This is a genomic window from Marimonas lutisalis, assembly GCF_005434965.1.
Lineage (GTDB): Bacteria > Pseudomonadota > Alphaproteobacteria > Rhodobacterales > Rhodobacteraceae > Marimonas_A > Marimonas_A lutisalis.
In genome coordinates this window covers 92363-109271 of sequence record NZ_SKCI01000006.1, presented here as the reverse complement: position 1 = coordinate 109271, position 16909 = coordinate 92363, and the positions used below count along the sequence as shown (strand labels likewise).

Sequence of the window (16909 nt, the reverse complement as noted above, 5' to 3'; positions counted from 1 at the left end):
CAGCGGTCATACTGGCGTCTCGATCAGGCTGGCTGCGAACTCGGACCGGTTGCCGAAATGCTCCAGTTCGATCCGGTCGGTATCGAGCCGCACCTTCGTGAGCAGATGAACGGGCGTTGTGACGGGAATGCTCTTCCCCGGCGCCGCGATGGTCAGCCGAATACCAAGTGCGTCATAGACGGCGTCGGTGATCTCGCGGAACACCGGGCCAGAGGCGACCTCGAACATCACGTGCCGTCCGATCCAGACACCGGGATCAGCGGTGGCCGCGACGACAATTGAAGTGGCCGAGGACGTGACAGGTGCCTGCAATACCAGTTCCCGCCCCCAGGTCGGAAGCCAGAAAGCGCGTTGGCGGCCGCGCAACGCATGCAGCCAGCGGCGGCGCGACCAGCGGGCCGTACCTCGGTCAACAAGGGTGATCGTCGACCGACGCTGGACATGGGACAGCACCGGTTCCATCACGACGGGACCGAAGCCATTGTCGATGACCTCGACGGATTGCGCGATGCTCTCGGCCAATGGCTGACGGAGCACGGCCGGATCGGTCAGCACATCGAGCCCGAGATGGGTGGGATAGCTGCTGGCCGGTGTCACCATTGCGTCCTGCAGCGTGAAACGCGCCGTAACGGTTCCCAGTCGCTGACGCCGCCTGTCGATCTCGATAGGACGCGTCAGGATCCCGGTGCCCACTGGAACCACAATCGGATGCACCAGCGTCACGCCCGCTGGCGAGGCCAGCTCCAACCGGTCCGGCAGGACCGCGCTGACCTCTACGGGGACTGCCTCCCCGCCATCGGCGGCGATAACCGCCTGTCCCGGTGCCTCGAAGATTCCCTCGCTGGTATCTACGAACACAGTCAGGTCGGCGGCATCGATTGGTGTCGTCGCCGGACGCGCCAGATGCCAGAGAGGAAGGATCCTATCGTCAAGTGCCCCAGCCTGGGCGAGCTCGGCGGAACGTGCGAGGCCAATCCCATCAAGTGAATGCGTGTAGGTCAGGATCGACCGGGGTCCCGTCCGCAGCGCGATACGCTGTTCGGCCGCCTCGGTGATCAGTGTGTCGGTGTTCCATTCCAGCACTTCAGAGACCGGTTGGCGTACAGGGAAAGGCCAGAGGTCAGGCATCAAGGCCTCCCCGATTGCGCCGGATCACGTTGACGATCAGTCGTTCGCCCGCGGGCGTCGCCAGATAATCGCCGACGATGGAGGGATCGAGCACGTTGACGATACGGGTCGCGGACTGAGCGCCCTGGCCTTCGCCACTCGCCTCAACCCCAAGCCGACCGCCCCGCCCACGCCGCAAAGGCAGGATCGCCTCCGGGCCTGCTTCACCCATCAGCCCGATGCCGCGGGCAAAGGGAAACACGGTCGGGTGTGAGACCACACCACCGCTGGCAAAGGCCGTGATTTCGCCGGCCTGACCGAAGGCACCGCCGCGCGCAAAAGTGCCGCCAATCCCGAAGAGACCGCCGAGGGCGCTGGTCAGCCAGCCAAAAAGGCCGCCACCCCCGCCGGTGCCCGCGCCGGAAAAGGCACGAAACAACGCATCCTCTATCGGTTTGAAGGCGTTATCAATCAGACGGTTTGCCAGGTTCTGCGCGATCCCAGATATTGCGCTCGCGAAGGTTTGCCAGCTCAGTTCGCCTGACTTCAGAGCCTCTTTGATCGGCCCGGTGATATCGTCGGCCAGCCCTCGCGCGATTTCCTGCGTGCGCTCCACGGCAGCCCGCGCCGCATCCCAGGACTGGCGCGCAACATCGGCAGCACTTTGCAGCGCCCCACCGGCACGACCGGCTGCAGCGGCCGTCTCATCAAGCGCGGCTGCAGGACCACCCGTTTCATCTTCGGCCAAGGCCGCATCAAAGCGATCCGCAGCTGCCGTGGCTCCATCAAGGGAGGTCTCTGCCTCGGCGCCTGCAGCTCGCATCGCCGTGCGCAAAGCCTCAATGGCTTCTAGCGGCTCCAGGGCGCCATCTGCGAGCGTTGCGGCGCTCTGCCTCCATGCCTCGGCTGAAGCGGCGGCGTCTCTGGCTGCTCCGGCAAGTCCGAGATCTGGAACAGCCAACGGGTTGTCCGCGAAGGCACCGGCAAAAGCATCTTGCGCTGCATTGGCCGCCTGGGTCGCAGCACCCGTAAAGCGGTTCTCAAGCTGTCCCAGATCGAGATCGGCGATCAGGCCGATCCGCCGCTCCACGCCAAGCGCTTCAAGCCCGGCATTCACGCCATCGATGAAACCGTTGATCCGGGACACAACGCCGTTCAGCATCGCCTCGACGCCTTCGATCAAGCTGTTCGCCGCCTGAAACGCCAAATCGCCTATGGCGGCAGGCAAAAGCACCCAGACAGCCTTGATCGCCTCGAACGCCCCCTCAAAACTGTTCACGGCGGCATTGGCAAAACCGACAACGCCTTCAAGCGCGCCCTGCATAGCGGTGGCCGAAGCTGCTTGAACGTCGGCGAAAGCCGCCATCGCAGAGGCTGCAAAACTACCAACACCCATCTTGATCCGTTCCCAGACCTCGCTCACGAGGTTGCCCAGCATAGCCATGGCATTGCCGAAGCCACCTGCTCCGGAGACAAGCTGACCGAATTGGTAGATCAGTTCACCCGCGCCAACGATCAGCGCCCCGATCCCGGTTCGGATCAATGCGCCTCGCATCACGACAAGTGCGGTTGCAAGCCCGCGGACGGAAATCGCCGCAGCCGTCATTCCGGCCACCCAGCGCCCCGCCAGGAGGGCTGCGAAGGTCGTGGCGTAGGTGGTCAGACGGCCGATATTGTCGAAGAGCCCGCGAATGGCGATGCCCAGCGGGCCGGTGCGACTGGCCACGGACGCCATAGCATTCGCGACCGCTTCGAGTGCGGGGGCTGCGGCAACCGCCAACTGGTTCGACAGCCCGCGCCAGACCAGGCCTAGCCGAGAAATTGCGTCATTGGTGCGTTCGATCTGGTCGGCATCCTGCTCGGACACAACAACACCGAACGCAAGGACGTCCTCGGTCGCCTGGCGGAGCGTCGCAGTGTCGATGCGCGACATTGCGATTGAGCCTTCTTCGCCGAAGAGCTGACCGGCGACCGCGGCGCGCTCGGCCACCGGTACGAAATCTTCGATGGCGGCGTTGATGGCGCCGACGCGCTCATCTAGCGGTAGGCCCAGCAGGTCAGACGCGGACAACCCAAGCCGCTCAAGTGCCTGCGTTGCAGGGCCGCTACCGGCGGCCGCCTGGCTGAGACGACGCGTGAGGTCCTTCGTCGCCTGCTCGATGCCAGACATCGAGACGCCCGCCAGTTCGCCAGCACGTTCGAGTGTCTGGATTGAGGCGACCGTGGTGCCGAGGGATTGCGCCAGCTTTGCCTGTGCATCCACCGTCTGCAGCCCGGAGCGGACCATGGCAACTCCAGCAGCCGCAGCGGCGGCAACTGCAGCAGCCGCAGCGATCCGGACGCGCCGCGAGAATGCAGCCAGCCGCGTATTCGCCGCCTCCATCTCCCGGCTGAGCCGCCCGAAGCCACGCGCCCCGGCTTCGCCGACACCTTCCAGCTCGGCGCGCACCTGCCGCCCGCCAACCGCGGCAAGGCGGACAGAAACGCGCTTCTCAGCCATTGGTGTGATCCATCTGTTCGTTGAGTTTGGTGACCATCACCGCCTCGATGACGGGCAACAGTTCAGCCATAACCAGTGGCGAGATGCCAAGGGCATCACCCAGTGCCAGTGCAGCCGACATGTCCCAGCCGACGACAGCGCCGGGCAGCACGCGCAGTTGTCCGCCAAGACGGCCTACAAGATCCAAGACCTGCCAGCCTTCAAAGGAGGTGGGTCGATTCAGCCGCGCGGGGCAGTCTTCGCAGACTTTTTCGCAGGCTTGACAGTATTGCTCGCCCCCGCCGAAGGACCACTCGGCAAGGGCGCTAAGGCGTTTTTTTCCTGTTCCAGCAGCAGGCCCTTGGACACATAGGTCAGCTGAAACGCCTCGAAGATTGGCCAGACGTCCAGGAGCGCATCGATGGCCTCGGGGCTCGGGTCGATGGGATTGCCGTCGGCATCGCCGATGCCATCCCAGGCGAGGATCACCCGGCGAGCCAGTGCTTTAGCGAATGCAACGGCGCGTTCCTCGTCAGACGCCTCCTCGGGGACCTCCTCAACAGCGGTGTCGCTCCGCGTCGCCACCATCAGAGCTGTGGTCAACGGGCGCAGCTGCACCCGCACGCCGGGCACGAGATCATGCCAACACGGGGCGTTGGTCAGGTCGAGCGTCAGCATCAATACACCTCGATGTCGTTGATCAGGGTCGCAGTGCACATCCGCCCGATCAGACTGTCGCGCGCGGCCTGCCAATCGAAGGTCGCTTGGACACCCTGCGGCCCGGAGATCTCGATCCGCGGGCGCGGCAGGTAGACGGCGTGTACGGTGAAGGTGAAGCTCTCGCCCGACGGCAAAACGTAGGCGAACTCCAATTCGCAAGCCTCGCCGTTGATGGCCTGCGTTACCAGCGTCTGATCGGCGAAGCGCACTTCGATTGAGCCGGTCAGCGCGGCGATAGAGGGGTCGGCCCCATCAATACGGCCGTCTGACCGGATGGTTTCGATACGGTCGAGGTTGTTTGCATAGGTGATGTCGGCCGAGACGACGTTGCCAAGCGCCGATCCGTTGCGGGTGATCGCCCCGTTGAAATGGCCGAAGCGCTGCAATTCGAGCGATGCAGGCGTGCCTGCACTCGTCGTTGTGCCCACGGTCTCCCCCTGCGCCACCAGACGGGCCGTTGCGGTCAAAAGGCCAGATCGCTGCATTTGCCAGGTGATCTGGTCGAGCACACAGCCGGAATACATCGCATAGCGCGGCACCTCGGGCATGCCGGTCTCGATAGACATGCTGGGCAGCGTCCAGGCCCCCGACTGAAACTCATGGGTCCAGGGGCCGGTGCCGGTCGTGGTCGGATCACCAAAGGCAGCCTTGAGCCAGAAGCCGAAGGCTTCCGCATCGAGCGGCACGACCACATCGCCATCGGCCGTCACCGCATCCTTGATTGGCGCCAGCGGATCCCGGCCGTAGCCGAGCAGTTCCGAGTTCAGCAGCGGCTGCTCTGCGCCAAGCGAGGTACTGGCGAAGGGCATCTTCGTGAAGCCGCCCACGGGGGGCGTTCCATAGGTCGTCTCGAACGCAAGCGCCATTTGCGCCCGCGCCCCTTGGGCTCGTGCCATTGGAAGTTTCTCCTGTAACGAATAGAGTGTTTTCGGGCATCAGGTGACGTTACAAAACCCGGACATTCTATGGGTTTCAGTCCACTAGCGAATTTTGAGGAGCCGCCACGTTGGAAACGGTTTTTACCATCATCATCGGGCTGGCAGCTCTCTATGTCGTTCTTTGGATTTACATCCTGTTACCCGCAGGGATGGCCGCGAAACGCGGGCGCAGTGCCTTTGGCTGGGTGGTTTTGAGCCTGATTTTTTCGCCAATCCTTGCCTGCCTTTTGCTGCTACTCCTTGGAGACAATCCGAACGCGCAACGAGGTTAACCTTCGCACAGCGTGCTGGAGTTTATCCAAGCGGATCGCTTGTCGCGTAGAACAGCGAAACCCTGATCACGGCAGCCTTCAGGCTCGCGGCGCCCTCGACCGGCAGATCGACTGAGCGTGGTGCTTCGGCCTCGACCCAGTCGCAGAGGCCGCCCAGCGTCCGATCAGCGGCGAGCGTCGCGCCAACGCTAGCACAGAGATTATCGAACAGTTCATCGCGGTCATCACCCTGGACGACCGCCTCGATCTCCGCGCGGTGCTGGTAGTGGTAGGCAAGCGGCGACAGAGTGACATCGGGATCGCCTGGCTCCCCATCCCGAAGGATCAACAGGCCCTCGGATGGGACGCGCTCGGGCAGCACCTCGCCGCGCAGGGCGCTGGCGGCCAGCGCCGAGAGCCGCGCGTGCAGTGCGGCGAGGATGGTTTCGCGAGGTGTGGGCATTTTCTACTCTGCCGGGGGCTGGTGAGCATCAGCAATCGTCGTGTACTCGTCGGAATTGTAATTCAATCAATCAGTGAGGGGCGTCAAAGTGTTTTACCTTGATCTTTATCCAGCCAATCCGCCTGGCTTTCATGCACTTTCGACATCCGCGGATTGGCTTCCTTGGTTGATCAGGGCAGTCCCGGCCGGCATTCACTTAGATGTCAGGAGAAGGCTGAAGTCTAACCTGAAGCACATCATGGTCGGCCTTGAGATGAAAGCTGGCCTTATCGTTCCGCATGGGGAGCGGGTATCTGGCAGATCAGTGCTTTTCGAGCCCTACTTCCAAATCATGAACTTCGAGTTCAGCGTTGGGGTGTTTTCGGTCTGTGAAGGCCTTGGTTCGGTCCATCACCTGGCCGGAATTGGCGACGACGGCACCACAGGCGCTCGCGTCAACACGAACGACTGGATTGCAGCACTTTGCCGCGAGTTCGACCCAACCGGTGCAGCGCAACTTGATGCAAATGTCCGCCGGGTCAAAGAGGTGCGGGACAAGATGCACCAAGATCGGCTTGGCGCACGGGCTGACATTGATTGGCACGACTTTGACTACAACGAGTCATTTATTCCGTCCCGCGCCGCATTGCAGCCGCTTCTGCGGAGGCACCTTGGTGACGTTCCGGGGCAAACCAATCTACTGCTTACATGATGTCAGCGGGATTGACGCTCGTGCGCCGGACGAGCTTCAACGCGCCTCCACCCAATTTGCCACGATAAGCCACGGCACGCTGTCGAGCGCCCTGTCGGCGTCTCGGTCGAGATCGAGCCGCTTCGGCAACTTGACCTGCGGAACGAGCAGGAAGATCGGTGCGGTGACCTGGTTGCGGCCGGTCTTCGCGCGCGAGGCCACCGCCTGGCCGCGGCTGTTGATGCGGGCCCGGTCGGCGACCAGCAAGCTCGGCCGGCGCCTACGGTAGACGAAGCGCAGGCGCAAGCCGCGCCGCCGCTCCCATTCCCCCGGGGTGATCCGGCGACCCCGCAGGCCTCGACCTGCTGCTTCGGTCGGGATCGCGAGGTAGAACCCACCTTTCGAACGGATCAGCGGACCAGAGTCGTGCGCACCGACGATGACCGGGGCTTTGGACCAGACCAGCGCCGCTGCATCAAGGCTTTCGCCTGCACGCGGGAAGGTCTGGTTGCGGATCGAGTTGGCGAGCCGCCGACCGAGTCCTGCGCCGGTGATCTGGGTCCGCCACGAAGACTTCACCCCGGTGCCGGCTTCCCGCATGGCGGCGGTGACGGCCTTCTCACCCGCCTTCACCTCCGTGGCCATGGCAGCAACGAGGTCGGGCGTGATGTCGAGCTTCAGCTTCATGCTGCGCGCAGATCCAACGTCCAGACGAGCCGCTCGCGGTCGCGGATGGGTTCGCCTTGGATGAGGAACGCGTCACCATCAATCTCGATCCGGTCGCCGGGGCGTGGGTTCGCCACCTCGGCGACGCGCAGGTCGATCCGAGTGGTCTCGGACCAAAGCCTCGCGTCGCCGAAGTCGGTGATTGCATCCGCCTGCCGGGAGACGATGCGCACCAGAACGGGCGCACCGCCATCGGAGGTGTAGACCGCTTCGCGTCCGATGTTCGGATCGGAAAAGAGCGCATCAACCACGGCGACAAATGCAGTCATCAGAACGAGGCGTTCAGGCGCACCCGGCCGATCAGGTCGCCCGCACCGCCCGCAACAGCCTCTGTGGCCACGCCGATCAGGGTATTCGATGTGGCCACGCTCGTGGTGCGCTTGTTGGTGTCGTCCCAATAGACCTTCGCGCCGACTGTCCAGGCCTGCGAGCCAACCTTGGTGAGGTCGAACACGCCGGTCAGGGCGGTCTGAACGGGATCGTTTAGGGCAGCGTCCACGGAGGCGACGCCGAAGATGGAGCCAACGAGCAAGCCATCGCCGGATGTCACTGCATAGGGCGCAGTCAGGGTGAGAGTATTGCCGGGCTGGACGTAGTTTTTCATGTGCACGTTCCTTTGCAAAAGGGAACGGGCGGCCCAATTGGACCGCCCGTCAGAGGTAAGATTTCAGCGATGGCCCGGTTTATGCGCCCGGGTTCTTGTAGAGGCCGCGCCAATCGATGGCCTTGGCGCCGAAGTCGAGGCGGCACTTGATCTCGACACCGTCGACGTCAAAGCCATTGCGCGTCTCGATGTAGGCGCCCTGCTGGCCCTCGAGATAGGCGTACTCGATCGTGTCGATCTGGTTCGGGCTGGCCGCCAGATACCAGGCGGTCTCGCTCACCGCATCAAGCCGGGGCTCGCTGATCGGCGCGAGCGTGCGGATCGACTGCGGCACGACACTGGACGTTGCGGCGGGCACGAGGTTCTGGGCGACCAGCTGCTCGGCCTTCAGTTCCAGCGAAGCAGGCACGATCAGGAAAGCGGGACGGACATTGAGCACCGTCTTCTTGTCGAGGCCGGTCTGCTTGGCCATGGCGGCGCGGGCCGCACCGACGCTGGTCACATCGAGCGCCGCACCGGTGCCTGCCAGGTTCTTATGGCTGTTGTGGAACAGAGCGTTGCCATCGGCCATCGCCGGGTTGGCGGTGATGATGCCCCAGACAACGTCCGACTCCAGCTGGGCGATGGAGTTGCCGTACATCGCTGGGATCCGGGTGAATGCGTCGAGATCGTCGTTGATCAGCGTCTGGCGGGTGATCGCGACCACCCGGCCATAGGTCTTGACCTTGTAGCTCTCCTTGCTCTCGCCGAGCGTGCCGCGTTTGAACTCGCCGCTTTCGCTCACCTCGAGCAGTTGCGGGGCCTCGCCAAGCTGGACCCGATGCATGGCCTTGAAGTCGGTGGCGAGCACCTGGCGGCAGAACAGCATGAAGGTCCGGGGATAGGCCTCGTAGGCTTGCCGGAGCGTCTTGTTGGTGACCGCCGAAAGGATCTCGGGGAAGTCAGATGTCGAATGCAGGGCCCGTGTTGCCACCTCGTCGCGCGACAGGCCGCGTGTGTTGACGCCCGCATTGCCAAGGCTTTCACGGGCGAGCTCCAGCAGCGTCATCCCGCGATACTGCCGAGCGGCATCCTCCAGTTGGAAGAGCGTCGGGCTGTAGCGGTGAAGCAGCGCATTGGCGACGGCGTCGCGGCGGGTGACCTGTTCGTCGCGACCGCCCAGCGGGATCGATACCTGGCTGAAGGTACGGGTTTCCTCAGATTTTGAAGCAACCTGATCGAGGATCAGGCGACGTGCCTCATCGACGTCGGTGCCGCGTTTCACCAGATCCTCGGCAAAGCTGCGCTCGAGATTCAAGCGTCCAGTCAGATCGTAGATCGTGGAAACGCGGTCGCGCTCGGTTTCGCGGGCGCGGGTCGCGACGGCTTCGGTATCGGGTGCGGCGGCGTCTTCGGGTTTCTGCATCTTCGGCTGCGCGCGGTTCTCAACAGCAGCAACCTTCGGCTCTGCTTCAGGCGTCTTGGGTTCAGTCATGATGGTGTCCTCGGTCGCGACAGAGTCGCTGGGCTGGTCTTCGGCCTCTGCGGCAGGGGCTTTGGATTTGTCCGTCATCGGGATGGCTCCTGTGGTTGGGGGTGGGACGTCCCGGCGATGGAGGACGCAGTCATGAAGGGGGGATTGGGCGCGAAACCCTGCGGCGGGATCCGCGCCAACGGGTACGGCGGACACCTCGAAGGGTGTCCAGTCCACCGCGCGCCAAAGCTCGCGGGCCGCTTCGGGTTTCGAGACCTCGAAGCGGTGGACCTGGTAGCCGATGGAGACCGCGCGGATGTGGCCCGCCTGGATATCGCGCCAGATCGGCTCGACATCGGCACGCTCAGAAATTCGAACCTGCGCAATGCCGCGACCGTTTTCGATGCGGGCCGACCCCGGGACGACCGAGCCGATCACGGCATCGAGCGTGTCGACCTCATGCACCTTCAGAAACGGCGCGCCGGCGTTCAGCCGATCCAGCCGCACATGGGTCGGATCGAGGCTCAGTTCCTCGTCATAGGGTTCGCCGAATAGCGTCGACCGGCGGACCCGAGCGCCTGCCGACCAGATCACCTCGACAGTGCGGGCGTCAGTATCGGCTGAGTTCGGCGCAAGCTCCGCCATCCGGCGCAAGGCCGGGATTTCGATCATCGTGTCCATATTGGTCAGTCCTGTTGGTCGGGCTCGGCCTGCGCCGGGTCGGTGTCCGTGTCGGCAGCGGGCTCGTCCTCGGCCGGTTCGTTCGACGGATCGCTGGCCCCGTCATTGGATTGTGCACTGCCGGTTTTGGTGACGCGGCGGGGGTCGCTGTCGAGCACTAGCCCAAGGTCATCGAGCTTGGCATTGGTCGCGGCGATCTCAGCCAGCACGGCGTCGGGGTTGCGCCCCTGCCGCGCGATCACCTCGGCCAGCGTCATGGTGCCCGAGCGGATCGACAGCAGGTTCGCCATCGCGTCTTTCTGCGGATCGACCGCCTCGAACTTCGGAGGCGACCATTCGACCGGCACGTCCGGTGTCGGGATCTGGCCTGCTGCCCACGCAGCCTCGGTGAACCAGCGCCAGGTGGGGGCGCAGAACATCGGGATGAACAGCTGCCATTGCACCGCGTCGATCTGGCGGCGGAACTCAACGAGCCCCGCCCGGATCGAGGAATAGTTGACCTGGGACAGGTCCCCGGTCAGCAGTTCATAGGGCACCCGGAACCCGGCCGAGATCGTGTGCAGGCTCGCCCGCTTGTACTCGGCATAGCCTCCTGTGGCCGAGGGCTGGTTGAAGCGGATGTCCTTGCCGCCGCGCGCATAGGCGATCAGCCCCGGCTCGAACTGCTCGACCCGGTTGCCATCAGCATCCACCACGGAGGGCGCGATGCCCTGCTGGGCCTCGTCATCTCCGAAGACGATGGCGGTGACGCAGGCCTCGGTCTTCTTGCGGACCAGTTCGGCCACCTCGTAATCATCGAGATCGCGCAAGCTGCGGATCACCGGCGCGCCCCAGGGAACGCCGCGCGCCTGCGTGCGCTGCTTCTCGTAGACATGGGCGATCTCGCTCGCCGGGACCGGGCGGCTCTGCAACCCGTTCTGCAAGGCCCCATAGGCATCGCCGGGATGTTCGGCATGCAGCCAGTAGGCCCGGCGCTTGCCGACCGGGTCGAACTCAATCCCTTGAACCAGCCGTCCTGCGCCGAGTGCGCCGGACTTGGTGGCGTCGAGGAAGTCGGCCTCCAGCACCTGCACTTGCAGCGGGACGGGCAGACCGTCGCTTGCACGGCGCAGACGCCGACGCACCAGCACCTCGCCCGCCTCGACCATCTCGCGGCAGATAAGCGTCTGCAGGCCATAGAAGTCGAGCTGGCCGTCAGCATCGGCCGTGTCCGACCATTGCGCAAAGAGCGCATCGACCTTGCGGTCCAGTTTGTCATTGCCGCTGGCGGCGCGCGGCATGATGCCCGCGCCGACGATGTTGTTCACCAGCACCGCCACGGCTTTGGCCGCATGCGGGTTATTGCGGACCAGATCGCGCATCCGGTCGCGCAAGAGTGCTCCGGCCACGCTGACTTCTGTGTCAGCAGAGGTGCCCGGCGCGCGCCAGCCTTCGGTACGCCGCCCTTTGGCCGCGCCGTCATAGCCGCGCGTCAGGGTTTCGAACGCCTGCCTGGCAAGAACGCGGCGGGCCGCAGCGCGCGGAGCCACCGTGGCAATCGCATGGTCAAACCAGTTCGCCGACATCAGCGATCTCCGCGCGAGAAGCTTGCGAGCCCTGCGACCGGCGCGGATTTTGTCATCCCCGCGATAGCGCGCTCAATGGTCCGGATGCGGGCGAGCAGATCCTCGGCCGAGCCGTAGTCCACCGACTTGCCGTCATAGCTGACCCGCGTCGTGCCGCTGGCATAGGCCCGGCGCAGCGCGGACAGCTCGGTTTCCGTCCAATCGGTCATCAAAACCATCCCCCACGCCGTCCAAGCCAATCGGATTGGCGTTTCCCCTGCGACGTCTGTGCTTGCCTGTTGATCTGCCCCGCGGGATCCGCAGAGGCGTCGGCGACCCCAAGCTGATCCTCAAGGTCGCGCCATTTCTCATCCGTCCAGCGGTCCGCGCCTGCGATCCAGGCGGCGGCGCGGGCATAGACCCGGCAGTCCAACGCCTCGTTGCGTTCACGCAGTTTCTGCCATTCAAGCCGGGCAAAACCGCGCTTCGTGCGCACGGTGACCAGCTGCTCGGCCACGAACTGCTTCAGCCATTCGTTCTCTACCCAATGCGGCAGATGCACCGTACCGGGCGAGAACGCCGCACCATTGGCCATGTCCTCCTCAGTCGGCCGTTCGAGCCTCAGGAAGCGATAGGTCTCGGCCTTGAAGGTCGACACCGCCACGGTCCAAAGGCGCGCCCCGCGGCGCAGACGTTTGCCGCCCTCGGTCGCATCCACATAGGTGGGCCCCGACACCGGGCTGGCCCGGTTGAACCCCTCCACGCCTTTGACCGGGGCGACCTGCGCAAACCCTTGATCCCGCGACCAGCCATAGACCGCCGGGGCCTCATAGCCCGTGTCGATCGCAAGCCGCGCGATCTTTAGCAGCGCACCACGCTCATGCGGCCATGTTCGACCGAGCAGGTCGGTCAGGTCGCCCCAAGCCTCATGCCGGTCGGGCCCGCCCTCGATCACAATGTGATCGACGAGCCAGCTTTCGAGCCCACGGCCCCAAGCCCAGACATCGACCTCGATGCGGTCCTTTTGGACATCGGCCCCGGCGGTCAGGAACAACCCGCCCGCCGGGACAATGCCCGGTTTCCAGCGTTCGCGCTGGTCGTAGAGCCGCTGCCAGTCCGGGGCTTCACCGGTCTCGACCCAAGTCTCGCCGAGGATCGTATTTCGGAATGCCTTGATCGCCTCATCAGACCCTTGAGCCGCATCCCAGGCCCGTACAATCCGCTCCCAGCTCAGCCAGCCGATGGGCGAATAAAGCGCCGAGAGATGGTAGCCGACCGTATTGGGATCCGCTGCCGTAGCGGTCGCCCGCCATTCGCCAGCCTCCAGCATTGCCGTCTTGTGATGCTCCGCGATGGGCGTGTCGCAACCCTCGCAGTGATATTCTGCTGTTTCCGGCTGTCCCTTCTGCCAGCGGAGGCGTTCGAATTTCAGCCACTGCATTGCGCCGCAATGCGGACATGGCACGAAGAACCGGCGTTGGTCACTGGCCTCGTAGTCCCGCTCGATCCGGCTCATCCCCCGAATGGTCGGCGTCGAGACCAGGAACACCTTGCGCCGGTGGGCGAAAGTCAGCGACCGGGCTTCGGCCAGCGTAACCGGATCGCCTTCCTCGTCGGCTGAGGCCGGATAGGCATCGACCTCGTCGAGGAAGATGTAGCGTGCCGGGGTCGAGCGGAGACCTACCGCCGAGTTCGCCCCGGTCATGATCAGGATGCCGCCCGAGAATTCCTTGGACAACATGGTGTTCCCGGCGTCGCGCGAGCGCGCCGGTTTGACCCGCTCCCGCAGCTCCGGGCTTTCATCGATTAGCGGGTCGATCCGCTGCCTTGAGTTCCGTTTCGCCAGTTCCACCGTTGGCTGGACTGCCAACATCGGCCCTGGCGCCTGGTGGATCGCAAAGCCGATCCAGTTGTTGCCGGCCTCGGTCGCACCGACCTGCGCGGCCTTCATGAACACGATCCTTTGTGTCGGATCGCATGGGCTCAGCCGGTCCATGATCTCGCCCATGTAAGGCGTGCGCGCGGTGCGATACCGGCCCGGTTCGGCCGATGCGCGACCGGACAGCATCCGGTGCCGATCCGCCCATTGCGAGACCGTCAGATCCGGGTCCGGCGTGAGACCTTCACTCCAGGCACGCAGGATTTCGGCGGCACCCTCGAAGTCGTCTTCACCGGAGATCGGGTTTGACCTCGGCAAGATCGTCGAGCTGGGCACGGACATGTTTCTCCAGAACCTTTTGCATCGCGGCCGGCTCAACGCCCAGATCGGCCGCCATCAGCGCCGCGGCACGGGCGGGCCAATTGACCCAGACATCACGTTCCTGCCGCGCCAGCCGAAAGACCAGCGACAGCGCGCGGGCCCGGTCGATCAATTCGCCCCTTAACTTTTGCAGTCGAAGACGGCGCTCCTGCGCCTTCAGAACCTCGTTGGCCGTCTTGGCCTGCAGAAAGGTGGTGCCACTGCCGACCGTCGGGGCAGGCATTCCCTGTTCGCGCAGCGTTTCGCCGACAACTGAGACCGCAGCCTCGGATACTGGCTTAAGCTTCGGCTTCGGTGCCTTGCGGGTTTTCGACGGATCGGTCGCCTGCGCGCGCAATGCATCACTGGCCTCGGCGTCGATGCTGCCATCGGCATGCAGCACCAGCCTTCCCGTGGCCTTGGCCTTCTGGATTGCACCGCGTGAAAGGCCGACGCGGGCGGCGTATTGGCGCTCGCTCAGACCCTCCATGACGCACTCCGATTATTATTTAAAATCATGTGCTTATTTAGTTGATAAGCCTCCACACCAGAGCGAACGTGATCCTACGAAAACGATGCAACCCACCTCGGAGCCGCCACGATGAACCGCCTGAACCCGCAGACAACACCGCGCCACGAGCTTCGCGCCGAGAAGGCACGCCGCAACAAGGAGGCCGCTTTGAACGCCTTCATCGGCAAGAAAGCCAAGATCGACGAGATGCTCGCCCGGCTGCAGAGCCTCAGCGACGACCATTTCAACACCCACCCCGACGAGGTCAACTGGGGCCATGTCGGCACCCTTGAGCATTACGCCAGCCTCCTGAAGCGCATCACCGACAGCGCCTTCAGCGAAGGTGAGCACGCGGAGTGAGCACCATGGAAACCAGCACCATCCGATTGCCGATCCGCAAGCTACCCGATCACTTCGACCGAAGCCGCATCACCTCAGTCCTCGACGAGATCGAAGGCGCTCTGATGGACGTCGGTGGCATCTATGTCCGCGCCTACGCCGACAGCATGACAATCACTATCGAATTGCCCACCGATCAGCTGATCGATGCGGCCGCCTGTTTGAAAGACGTCGGCCTGATTTGAGCCGCGCAACCGAGCAGACTTGCCCCGCACCTGTGGGGTTCGTCCCGGTAGAAGGACCGCATACCGCGCGCCCCGATAACCGGAGACAACGATGTCAAAGAATTCCACCCCCAACACAACCGATGTAGCCCCGCGCCAGACCAAGCAGCAGATCATGATCGATCTCCTGCGTCGGCCCGAAGGCGCGAACATCGAAGAGATCACCGCTGCCACCGAGTGGCAGTCGCATACGGTGCGCGGCGCAATGTCCGGCGCGCTCAAGAAGAAACTCGGGCTCGAGATCACATCAGAAAAGGTGGAGGAACGTGGACGCGTCTACCGTATCGAAGACTGATCACGCGCTGCTTTGCCGCTGAAGTCACGGCGGTAGGGAAGCCGTCGCCGTGTAGGCGGCGGCTTCCTTGCTCTAACCCGGATTACCTCGAACACCCGTCGCAGGGCGAAGGACCGAGCGATGCTCACAACGGTGAAGATCGCGCCCATTTTCAGGTTCTGCGCCAACGTGGTGTGCAGCCCGAAGGTCGGGAATATCAGGATCTGCGTAAAAACCGCAACGCCGTACCCAACAAACACGTTGGCGATAGCCTCGATCAACGACATGGTCCGGCTTTGCTTCACGCTGCAGCCCTTCCTTCTCTGATCTCATCGAAGGGTCGGCCATCGCTTTCCAGCACGGCCGCCTGACCTGTGAATTGCTGCCACCGCTGTATGGCGACATCTACATAGGCCGGGTTCAATTCGATCCCGAAGCACACACGGCCCGTGGTTTCGGCCGCGATCAGCGTCGTGCCCGATCCCATGAAGGGTTCGTAGACCGCTTGGCCCGGGCTGGAATTGTTGAGGATCGGCCGGCGCATGCATTCGACGGGCTTCTGTGTCCCATGCACGGTTTCAGCGTCCTGATCCTTGTTTGCGATCTGCCAAAGCGTGGTCTGCTTGCGGTCGCCTGCCCAATGGCCCTTGCCGGTCTTTTTCACGGCGTACAGGCATGGTTCGTGCTGCCAGTGATAATCACCGCGGCTCAGGACCAGGCGATCCTTCGCCCAGATGATCTGGGACCGGATGTTGAAGCCGGACGCTTCGAGGCTTTCCGCGACCGTCGTCGCATGCAGCGCCCCGTGCCAGACATAGGCCACATCGCCCGGGAACAGCGCCCAGGCCTCGCGCCAATCCGCGCGGTCGTCATTCAGCACCTTGCCGGTGCGCTTGGTCGCGGCCGCTCCTGCCTTGTTGCGCCAGCCCGGATCGTATTCGACCCCGTAAGGCGGGTCGGTCACCATCAGCAGCGGGGTCACATCGCCGAGCAGACGCTCGACATCGGTTGGCACCGTTGCGTCACCGCAGAGCAGCCGATGCTTGCCAAGCACCCAGAGATCGCCGGGACGGCTGACCGGGGTCTCGGGAACCTCAGGAACATCGTCCTCGCCCTCACGGGACGCGGCCTCGGGGTCGACCTCTCCGGCCAAAAGCGCCTCAAGCTCCGCGTCATCAAAGCCGATCAGCGACAGATCAAAATTCTCGGCCAGCAGGTCGTTCAGCTCGGCCGACAGCAGCGCCTCGTCCCAGGTCCCGAGTTCCGTCAGCTTGTTGTCCGCGATCCGGTAGGCCCGGCGTTGCGCCTCGCTCAGATGCCCGAGCACGATCACCGGGGCCTCGGTCAGCCCCAGCTTCGTGGCGGCCAGCACCCGGCCATGGCCCGCGATCAGCTCGCCGTCGTCAGCGACGAGGCACGGCACGGTCCAGCCGAACTCTGCCATGCTGGAGGCGATCTTCGCGACCTGGTCCGCGCCATGCGCCTTTGCGTTCTTCGCATAGGGCTGGAGCCTGGCCAGCGGCCACATCTCGATCGCATCCGGGGCAAAGCTCAGGGTCATGCGGGTGGGTTCGCCTCAATCTGGTGGACTCCGGACACCAGTGGCCAGCCTGGACTCCGCGAGGG

21 protein-coding genes are annotated in these 16909 nt (G+C 64.1%); 5 read left to right on the top strand and 16 right to left on the bottom strand.

Annotated elements, in window-relative coordinates:
• Positions 1-6: 6 nt before the first annotated feature.
• From E0501_RS20015 to E0501_RS19995, 5 genes are read right to left on the bottom strand one after another with little or no spacing between them, the layout of a single operon-like run.
• On the bottom strand, positions 7-1128 hold the full coding sequence (locus E0501_RS20015) for a hypothetical protein (protein WP_137703185.1): 1122 nt from the start codon (positions 1126-1128) through the stop codon (positions 7-9).
• Positions 1121-3607, bottom strand: a complete 2487-nt coding sequence (locus E0501_RS20010; protein WP_137703184.1) for a phage tail tape measure protein — start codon at positions 3605-3607, stop codon at positions 1121-1123. Before E0501_RS20010 ends, E0501_RS20015 begins: the two co-directional genes overlap by 8 nt.
• Positions 3600-3794 carry a DUF7697 family protein gene (locus E0501_RS20005; protein WP_235857921.1) on the bottom strand — a complete coding sequence of 65 codons (195 nt, stop codon included), beginning with the start codon at positions 3792-3794 and terminating at the stop codon, positions 3600-3602. The genes E0501_RS20010 and E0501_RS20005 overlap by 8 nt, the downstream gene beginning before the upstream one ends.
• Positions 3795-3826: 32 nt before the next feature.
• Entirely contained in the window at positions 3827-4264 is a 438-nt protein-coding gene (locus E0501_RS20000; RefSeq protein ID WP_137703182.1) for a hypothetical protein, read from the bottom strand.
• Complete coding sequence (locus E0501_RS19995; RefSeq protein WP_137703181.1) at positions 4264-5202, bottom strand: phage tail tube protein; 939 nt, start codon at positions 5200-5202, stop codon at positions 4264-4266. The genes E0501_RS20000 and E0501_RS19995 overlap by 1 nt, the downstream gene beginning before the upstream one ends.
• Positions 5203-5312: 110 nt before the next feature.
• On the opposite strand from E0501_RS19995, the gene E0501_RS19990 reads away from it, so the two are divergent.
• Positions 5313-5516 carry a hypothetical protein gene (locus E0501_RS19990; protein ID WP_137703180.1) on the top strand — a complete coding sequence of 68 codons (204 nt, stop codon included), beginning with the start codon at positions 5313-5315 and terminating at the stop codon, positions 5514-5516.
• Positions 5517-5538: 22 nt separating this feature from the next.
• Here E0501_RS19990 and E0501_RS19985 read toward each other — a convergent pair whose 3' ends face one another.
• Positions 5539-5958, bottom strand: a complete 420-nt coding sequence (locus E0501_RS19985) for an acyl-CoA transferase (protein WP_137703179.1) — start codon at positions 5956-5958, stop codon at positions 5539-5541.
• An 88-nt stretch (positions 5959-6046) separates the two neighbouring features.
• Here E0501_RS19985 and E0501_RS19980 point away from each other — a divergent pair, with 88 nt between their 5' ends.
• Positions 6047-6649 (top strand): hypothetical protein, encoded by a 603-nt coding sequence (locus E0501_RS19980; protein WP_137703178.1) that lies wholly within the window; start codon positions 6047-6049, stop codon positions 6647-6649.
• Between the two features lie 36 nt (positions 6650-6685).
• Here the strand turns inward: E0501_RS19980 and E0501_RS19975 are convergent, their stop codons facing one another.
• The 8 genes from E0501_RS19975 to E0501_RS19940 form a co-directional block, all read right to left on the bottom strand.
• Positions 6686-7315, bottom strand: coding sequence for a DUF6441 family protein (locus E0501_RS19975; RefSeq protein ID WP_137703177.1), 630 nt, complete (start codon positions 7313-7315; stop codon positions 6686-6688).
• On the bottom strand, positions 7312-7623 hold the full coding sequence (locus E0501_RS19970) for a head-tail joining protein (RefSeq protein WP_137703176.1): 312 nt from the start codon (positions 7621-7623) through the stop codon (positions 7312-7314). Before E0501_RS19970 ends, E0501_RS19975 begins: the two co-directional genes overlap by 4 nt.
• Complete coding sequence (locus tag E0501_RS19965; RefSeq protein ID WP_137703175.1) at positions 7623-7958, bottom strand: DUF2190 family protein; 336 nt, start codon at positions 7956-7958, stop codon at positions 7623-7625. Before E0501_RS19965 ends, E0501_RS19970 begins: the two co-directional genes overlap by 1 nt.
• Before the next feature lie 79 nt (positions 7959-8037).
• Complete coding sequence (locus E0501_RS19960; protein ID WP_137703174.1) at positions 8038-10092, bottom strand: prohead protease/major capsid protein fusion protein; 2055 nt, start codon at positions 10090-10092, stop codon at positions 8038-8040.
• A 5-nt stretch (positions 10093-10097) separates the two neighbouring features.
• A complete protein-coding gene (locus E0501_RS19955) occupies positions 10098-11657 on the bottom strand; it encodes a phage portal protein (protein WP_137703173.1) in 1560 nt (519 codons plus the stop codon).
• Entirely contained in the window at positions 11657-11866 is a 210-nt protein-coding gene (locus E0501_RS19950; RefSeq protein ID WP_137703172.1) for a phage head-tail joining protein, read from the bottom strand. The genes E0501_RS19955 and E0501_RS19950 overlap by 1 nt, the downstream gene beginning before the upstream one ends.
• Positions 11866-13857 (bottom strand): phage terminase large subunit family protein, encoded by a 1992-nt coding sequence (locus tag E0501_RS19945; protein ID WP_137703171.1) that lies wholly within the window; start codon positions 13855-13857, stop codon positions 11866-11868. The genes E0501_RS19950 and E0501_RS19945 overlap by 1 nt, the downstream gene beginning before the upstream one ends.
• The gene (locus E0501_RS19940; RefSeq protein WP_137703170.1) at positions 13805-14365 is read right to left on the bottom strand and encodes a hypothetical protein; all 561 of its coding nucleotides are present in this window, start codon (positions 14363-14365) and stop codon (positions 13805-13807) included. The genes E0501_RS19945 and E0501_RS19940 overlap by 53 nt, the downstream gene beginning before the upstream one ends.
• 111 nt (positions 14366-14476) lie before the next feature.
• On the opposite strand from E0501_RS19940, the gene E0501_RS19935 reads away from it, so the two are divergent.
• From E0501_RS19935 to E0501_RS19925, 3 genes are all read left to right on the top strand, one after another.
• The gene (locus E0501_RS19935) at positions 14477-14746 is read left to right on the top strand and encodes a hypothetical protein (protein ID WP_137703169.1); all 270 of its coding nucleotides are present in this window, start codon (positions 14477-14479) and stop codon (positions 14744-14746) included.
• 5 nt (positions 14747-14751) lie between these two features.
• Positions 14752-14970, top strand: coding sequence for a hypothetical protein (locus E0501_RS19930; protein ID WP_137703168.1), 219 nt, complete (start codon positions 14752-14754; stop codon positions 14968-14970).
• Between the two features lie 91 nt (positions 14971-15061).
• Positions 15062-15304, top strand: coding sequence for a DUF3489 domain-containing protein (locus E0501_RS19925; RefSeq protein WP_137703167.1), 243 nt, complete (start codon positions 15062-15064; stop codon positions 15302-15304).
• Here E0501_RS19925 and E0501_RS19920 read toward each other — a convergent pair.
• Both E0501_RS19920 and E0501_RS19915 read right to left on the bottom strand, forming a co-directional pair.
• Positions 15286-15588: a DUF7220 family protein gene (locus E0501_RS19920; protein ID WP_456237894.1), complete on the bottom strand. Its 303-nt coding sequence runs from the start codon at positions 15586-15588 to the stop codon at positions 15286-15288. The two genes, E0501_RS19925 and E0501_RS19920, sit on opposite strands and share 19 nt — an antisense overlap.
• Positions 15585-16844 (bottom strand): site-specific DNA-methyltransferase, encoded by a 1260-nt coding sequence (locus tag E0501_RS19915; RefSeq protein WP_137703166.1) that lies wholly within the window; start codon positions 16842-16844, stop codon positions 15585-15587. Before E0501_RS19915 ends, E0501_RS19920 begins: the two co-directional genes overlap by 4 nt.
• Between the last annotated feature and the right edge of the window lie 65 nt (positions 16845-16909).

Bases quoted from the DNA above. Each gene is read 5' to 3' on its own strand.
- E0501_RS20015 (WP_137703185.1), bottom strand. From the start codon at position 1,128: ATGCCTGACCTCTGGCCTTTCCCTGTACGCCAACCGGTCTCTGAAGTG.
- E0501_RS20010 (WP_137703184.1), bottom strand. From the start codon at position 3,607: ATGGCTGAGAAGCGCGTTTCTGTCCGCCTTGCCGCGGTTGGCGGGCGG.
- E0501_RS20000 (WP_137703182.1), bottom strand. From the start codon at position 4,264: ATGCTGACGCTCGACCTGACCAACGCCCCGTGTTGGCATGATCTCGTG.
- E0501_RS19995 (WP_137703181.1), bottom strand. From the start codon at position 5,202: ATGGCACGAGCCCAAGGGGCGCGGGCGCAAATGGCGCTTGCGTTCGAG.
- E0501_RS19985 (WP_137703179.1), bottom strand. From the start codon at position 5,958: ATGCCCACACCTCGCGAAACCATCCTCGCCGCACTGCACGCGCGGCTC.
- E0501_RS19975 (WP_137703177.1), bottom strand. From the start codon at position 7,315: ATGAAGCTGAAGCTCGACATCACGCCCGACCTCGTTGCTGCCATGGCC.
- E0501_RS19970 (WP_137703176.1), bottom strand. From the start codon at position 7,623: ATGACTGCATTTGTCGCCGTGGTTGATGCGCTCTTTTCCGATCCGAAC.
- E0501_RS19965 (WP_137703175.1), bottom strand. From the start codon at position 7,958: ATGAAAAACTACGTCCAGCCCGGCAATACTCTCACCCTGACTGCGCCC.
- E0501_RS19960 (WP_137703174.1), bottom strand. From the start codon at position 10,092: ATGGACACGATGATCGAAATCCCGGCCTTGCGCCGGATGGCGGAGCTT.
- E0501_RS19955 (WP_137703173.1), bottom strand. From the start codon at position 11,657: ATGTCGGCGAACTGGTTTGACCATGCGATTGCCACGGTGGCTCCGCGC.
- E0501_RS19950 (WP_137703172.1), bottom strand. From the start codon at position 11,866: ATGACCGATTGGACGGAAACCGAGCTGTCCGCGCTGCGCCGGGCCTAT.
- E0501_RS19945 (WP_137703171.1), bottom strand. From the start codon at position 13,857: ATGTCCGTGCCCAGCTCGACGATCTTGCCGAGGTCAAACCCGATCTCC.
- E0501_RS19940 (WP_137703170.1), bottom strand. From the start codon at position 14,365: ATGGAGGGTCTGAGCGAGCGCCAATACGCCGCCCGCGTCGGCCTTTCA.
- E0501_RS19935 (WP_137703169.1), top strand. From the start codon at position 14,477: ATGAACCGCCTGAACCCGCAGACAACACCGCGCCACGAGCTTCGCGCC.
- E0501_RS19930 (WP_137703168.1), top strand. From the start codon at position 14,752: ATGGAAACCAGCACCATCCGATTGCCGATCCGCAAGCTACCCGATCAC.
- E0501_RS19925 (WP_137703167.1), top strand. From the start codon at position 15,062: ATGTCAAAGAATTCCACCCCCAACACAACCGATGTAGCCCCGCGCCAG.
- E0501_RS19915 (WP_137703166.1), bottom strand. From the start codon at position 16,844: ATGACCCTGAGCTTTGCCCCGGATGCGATCGAGATGTGGCCGCTGGCC.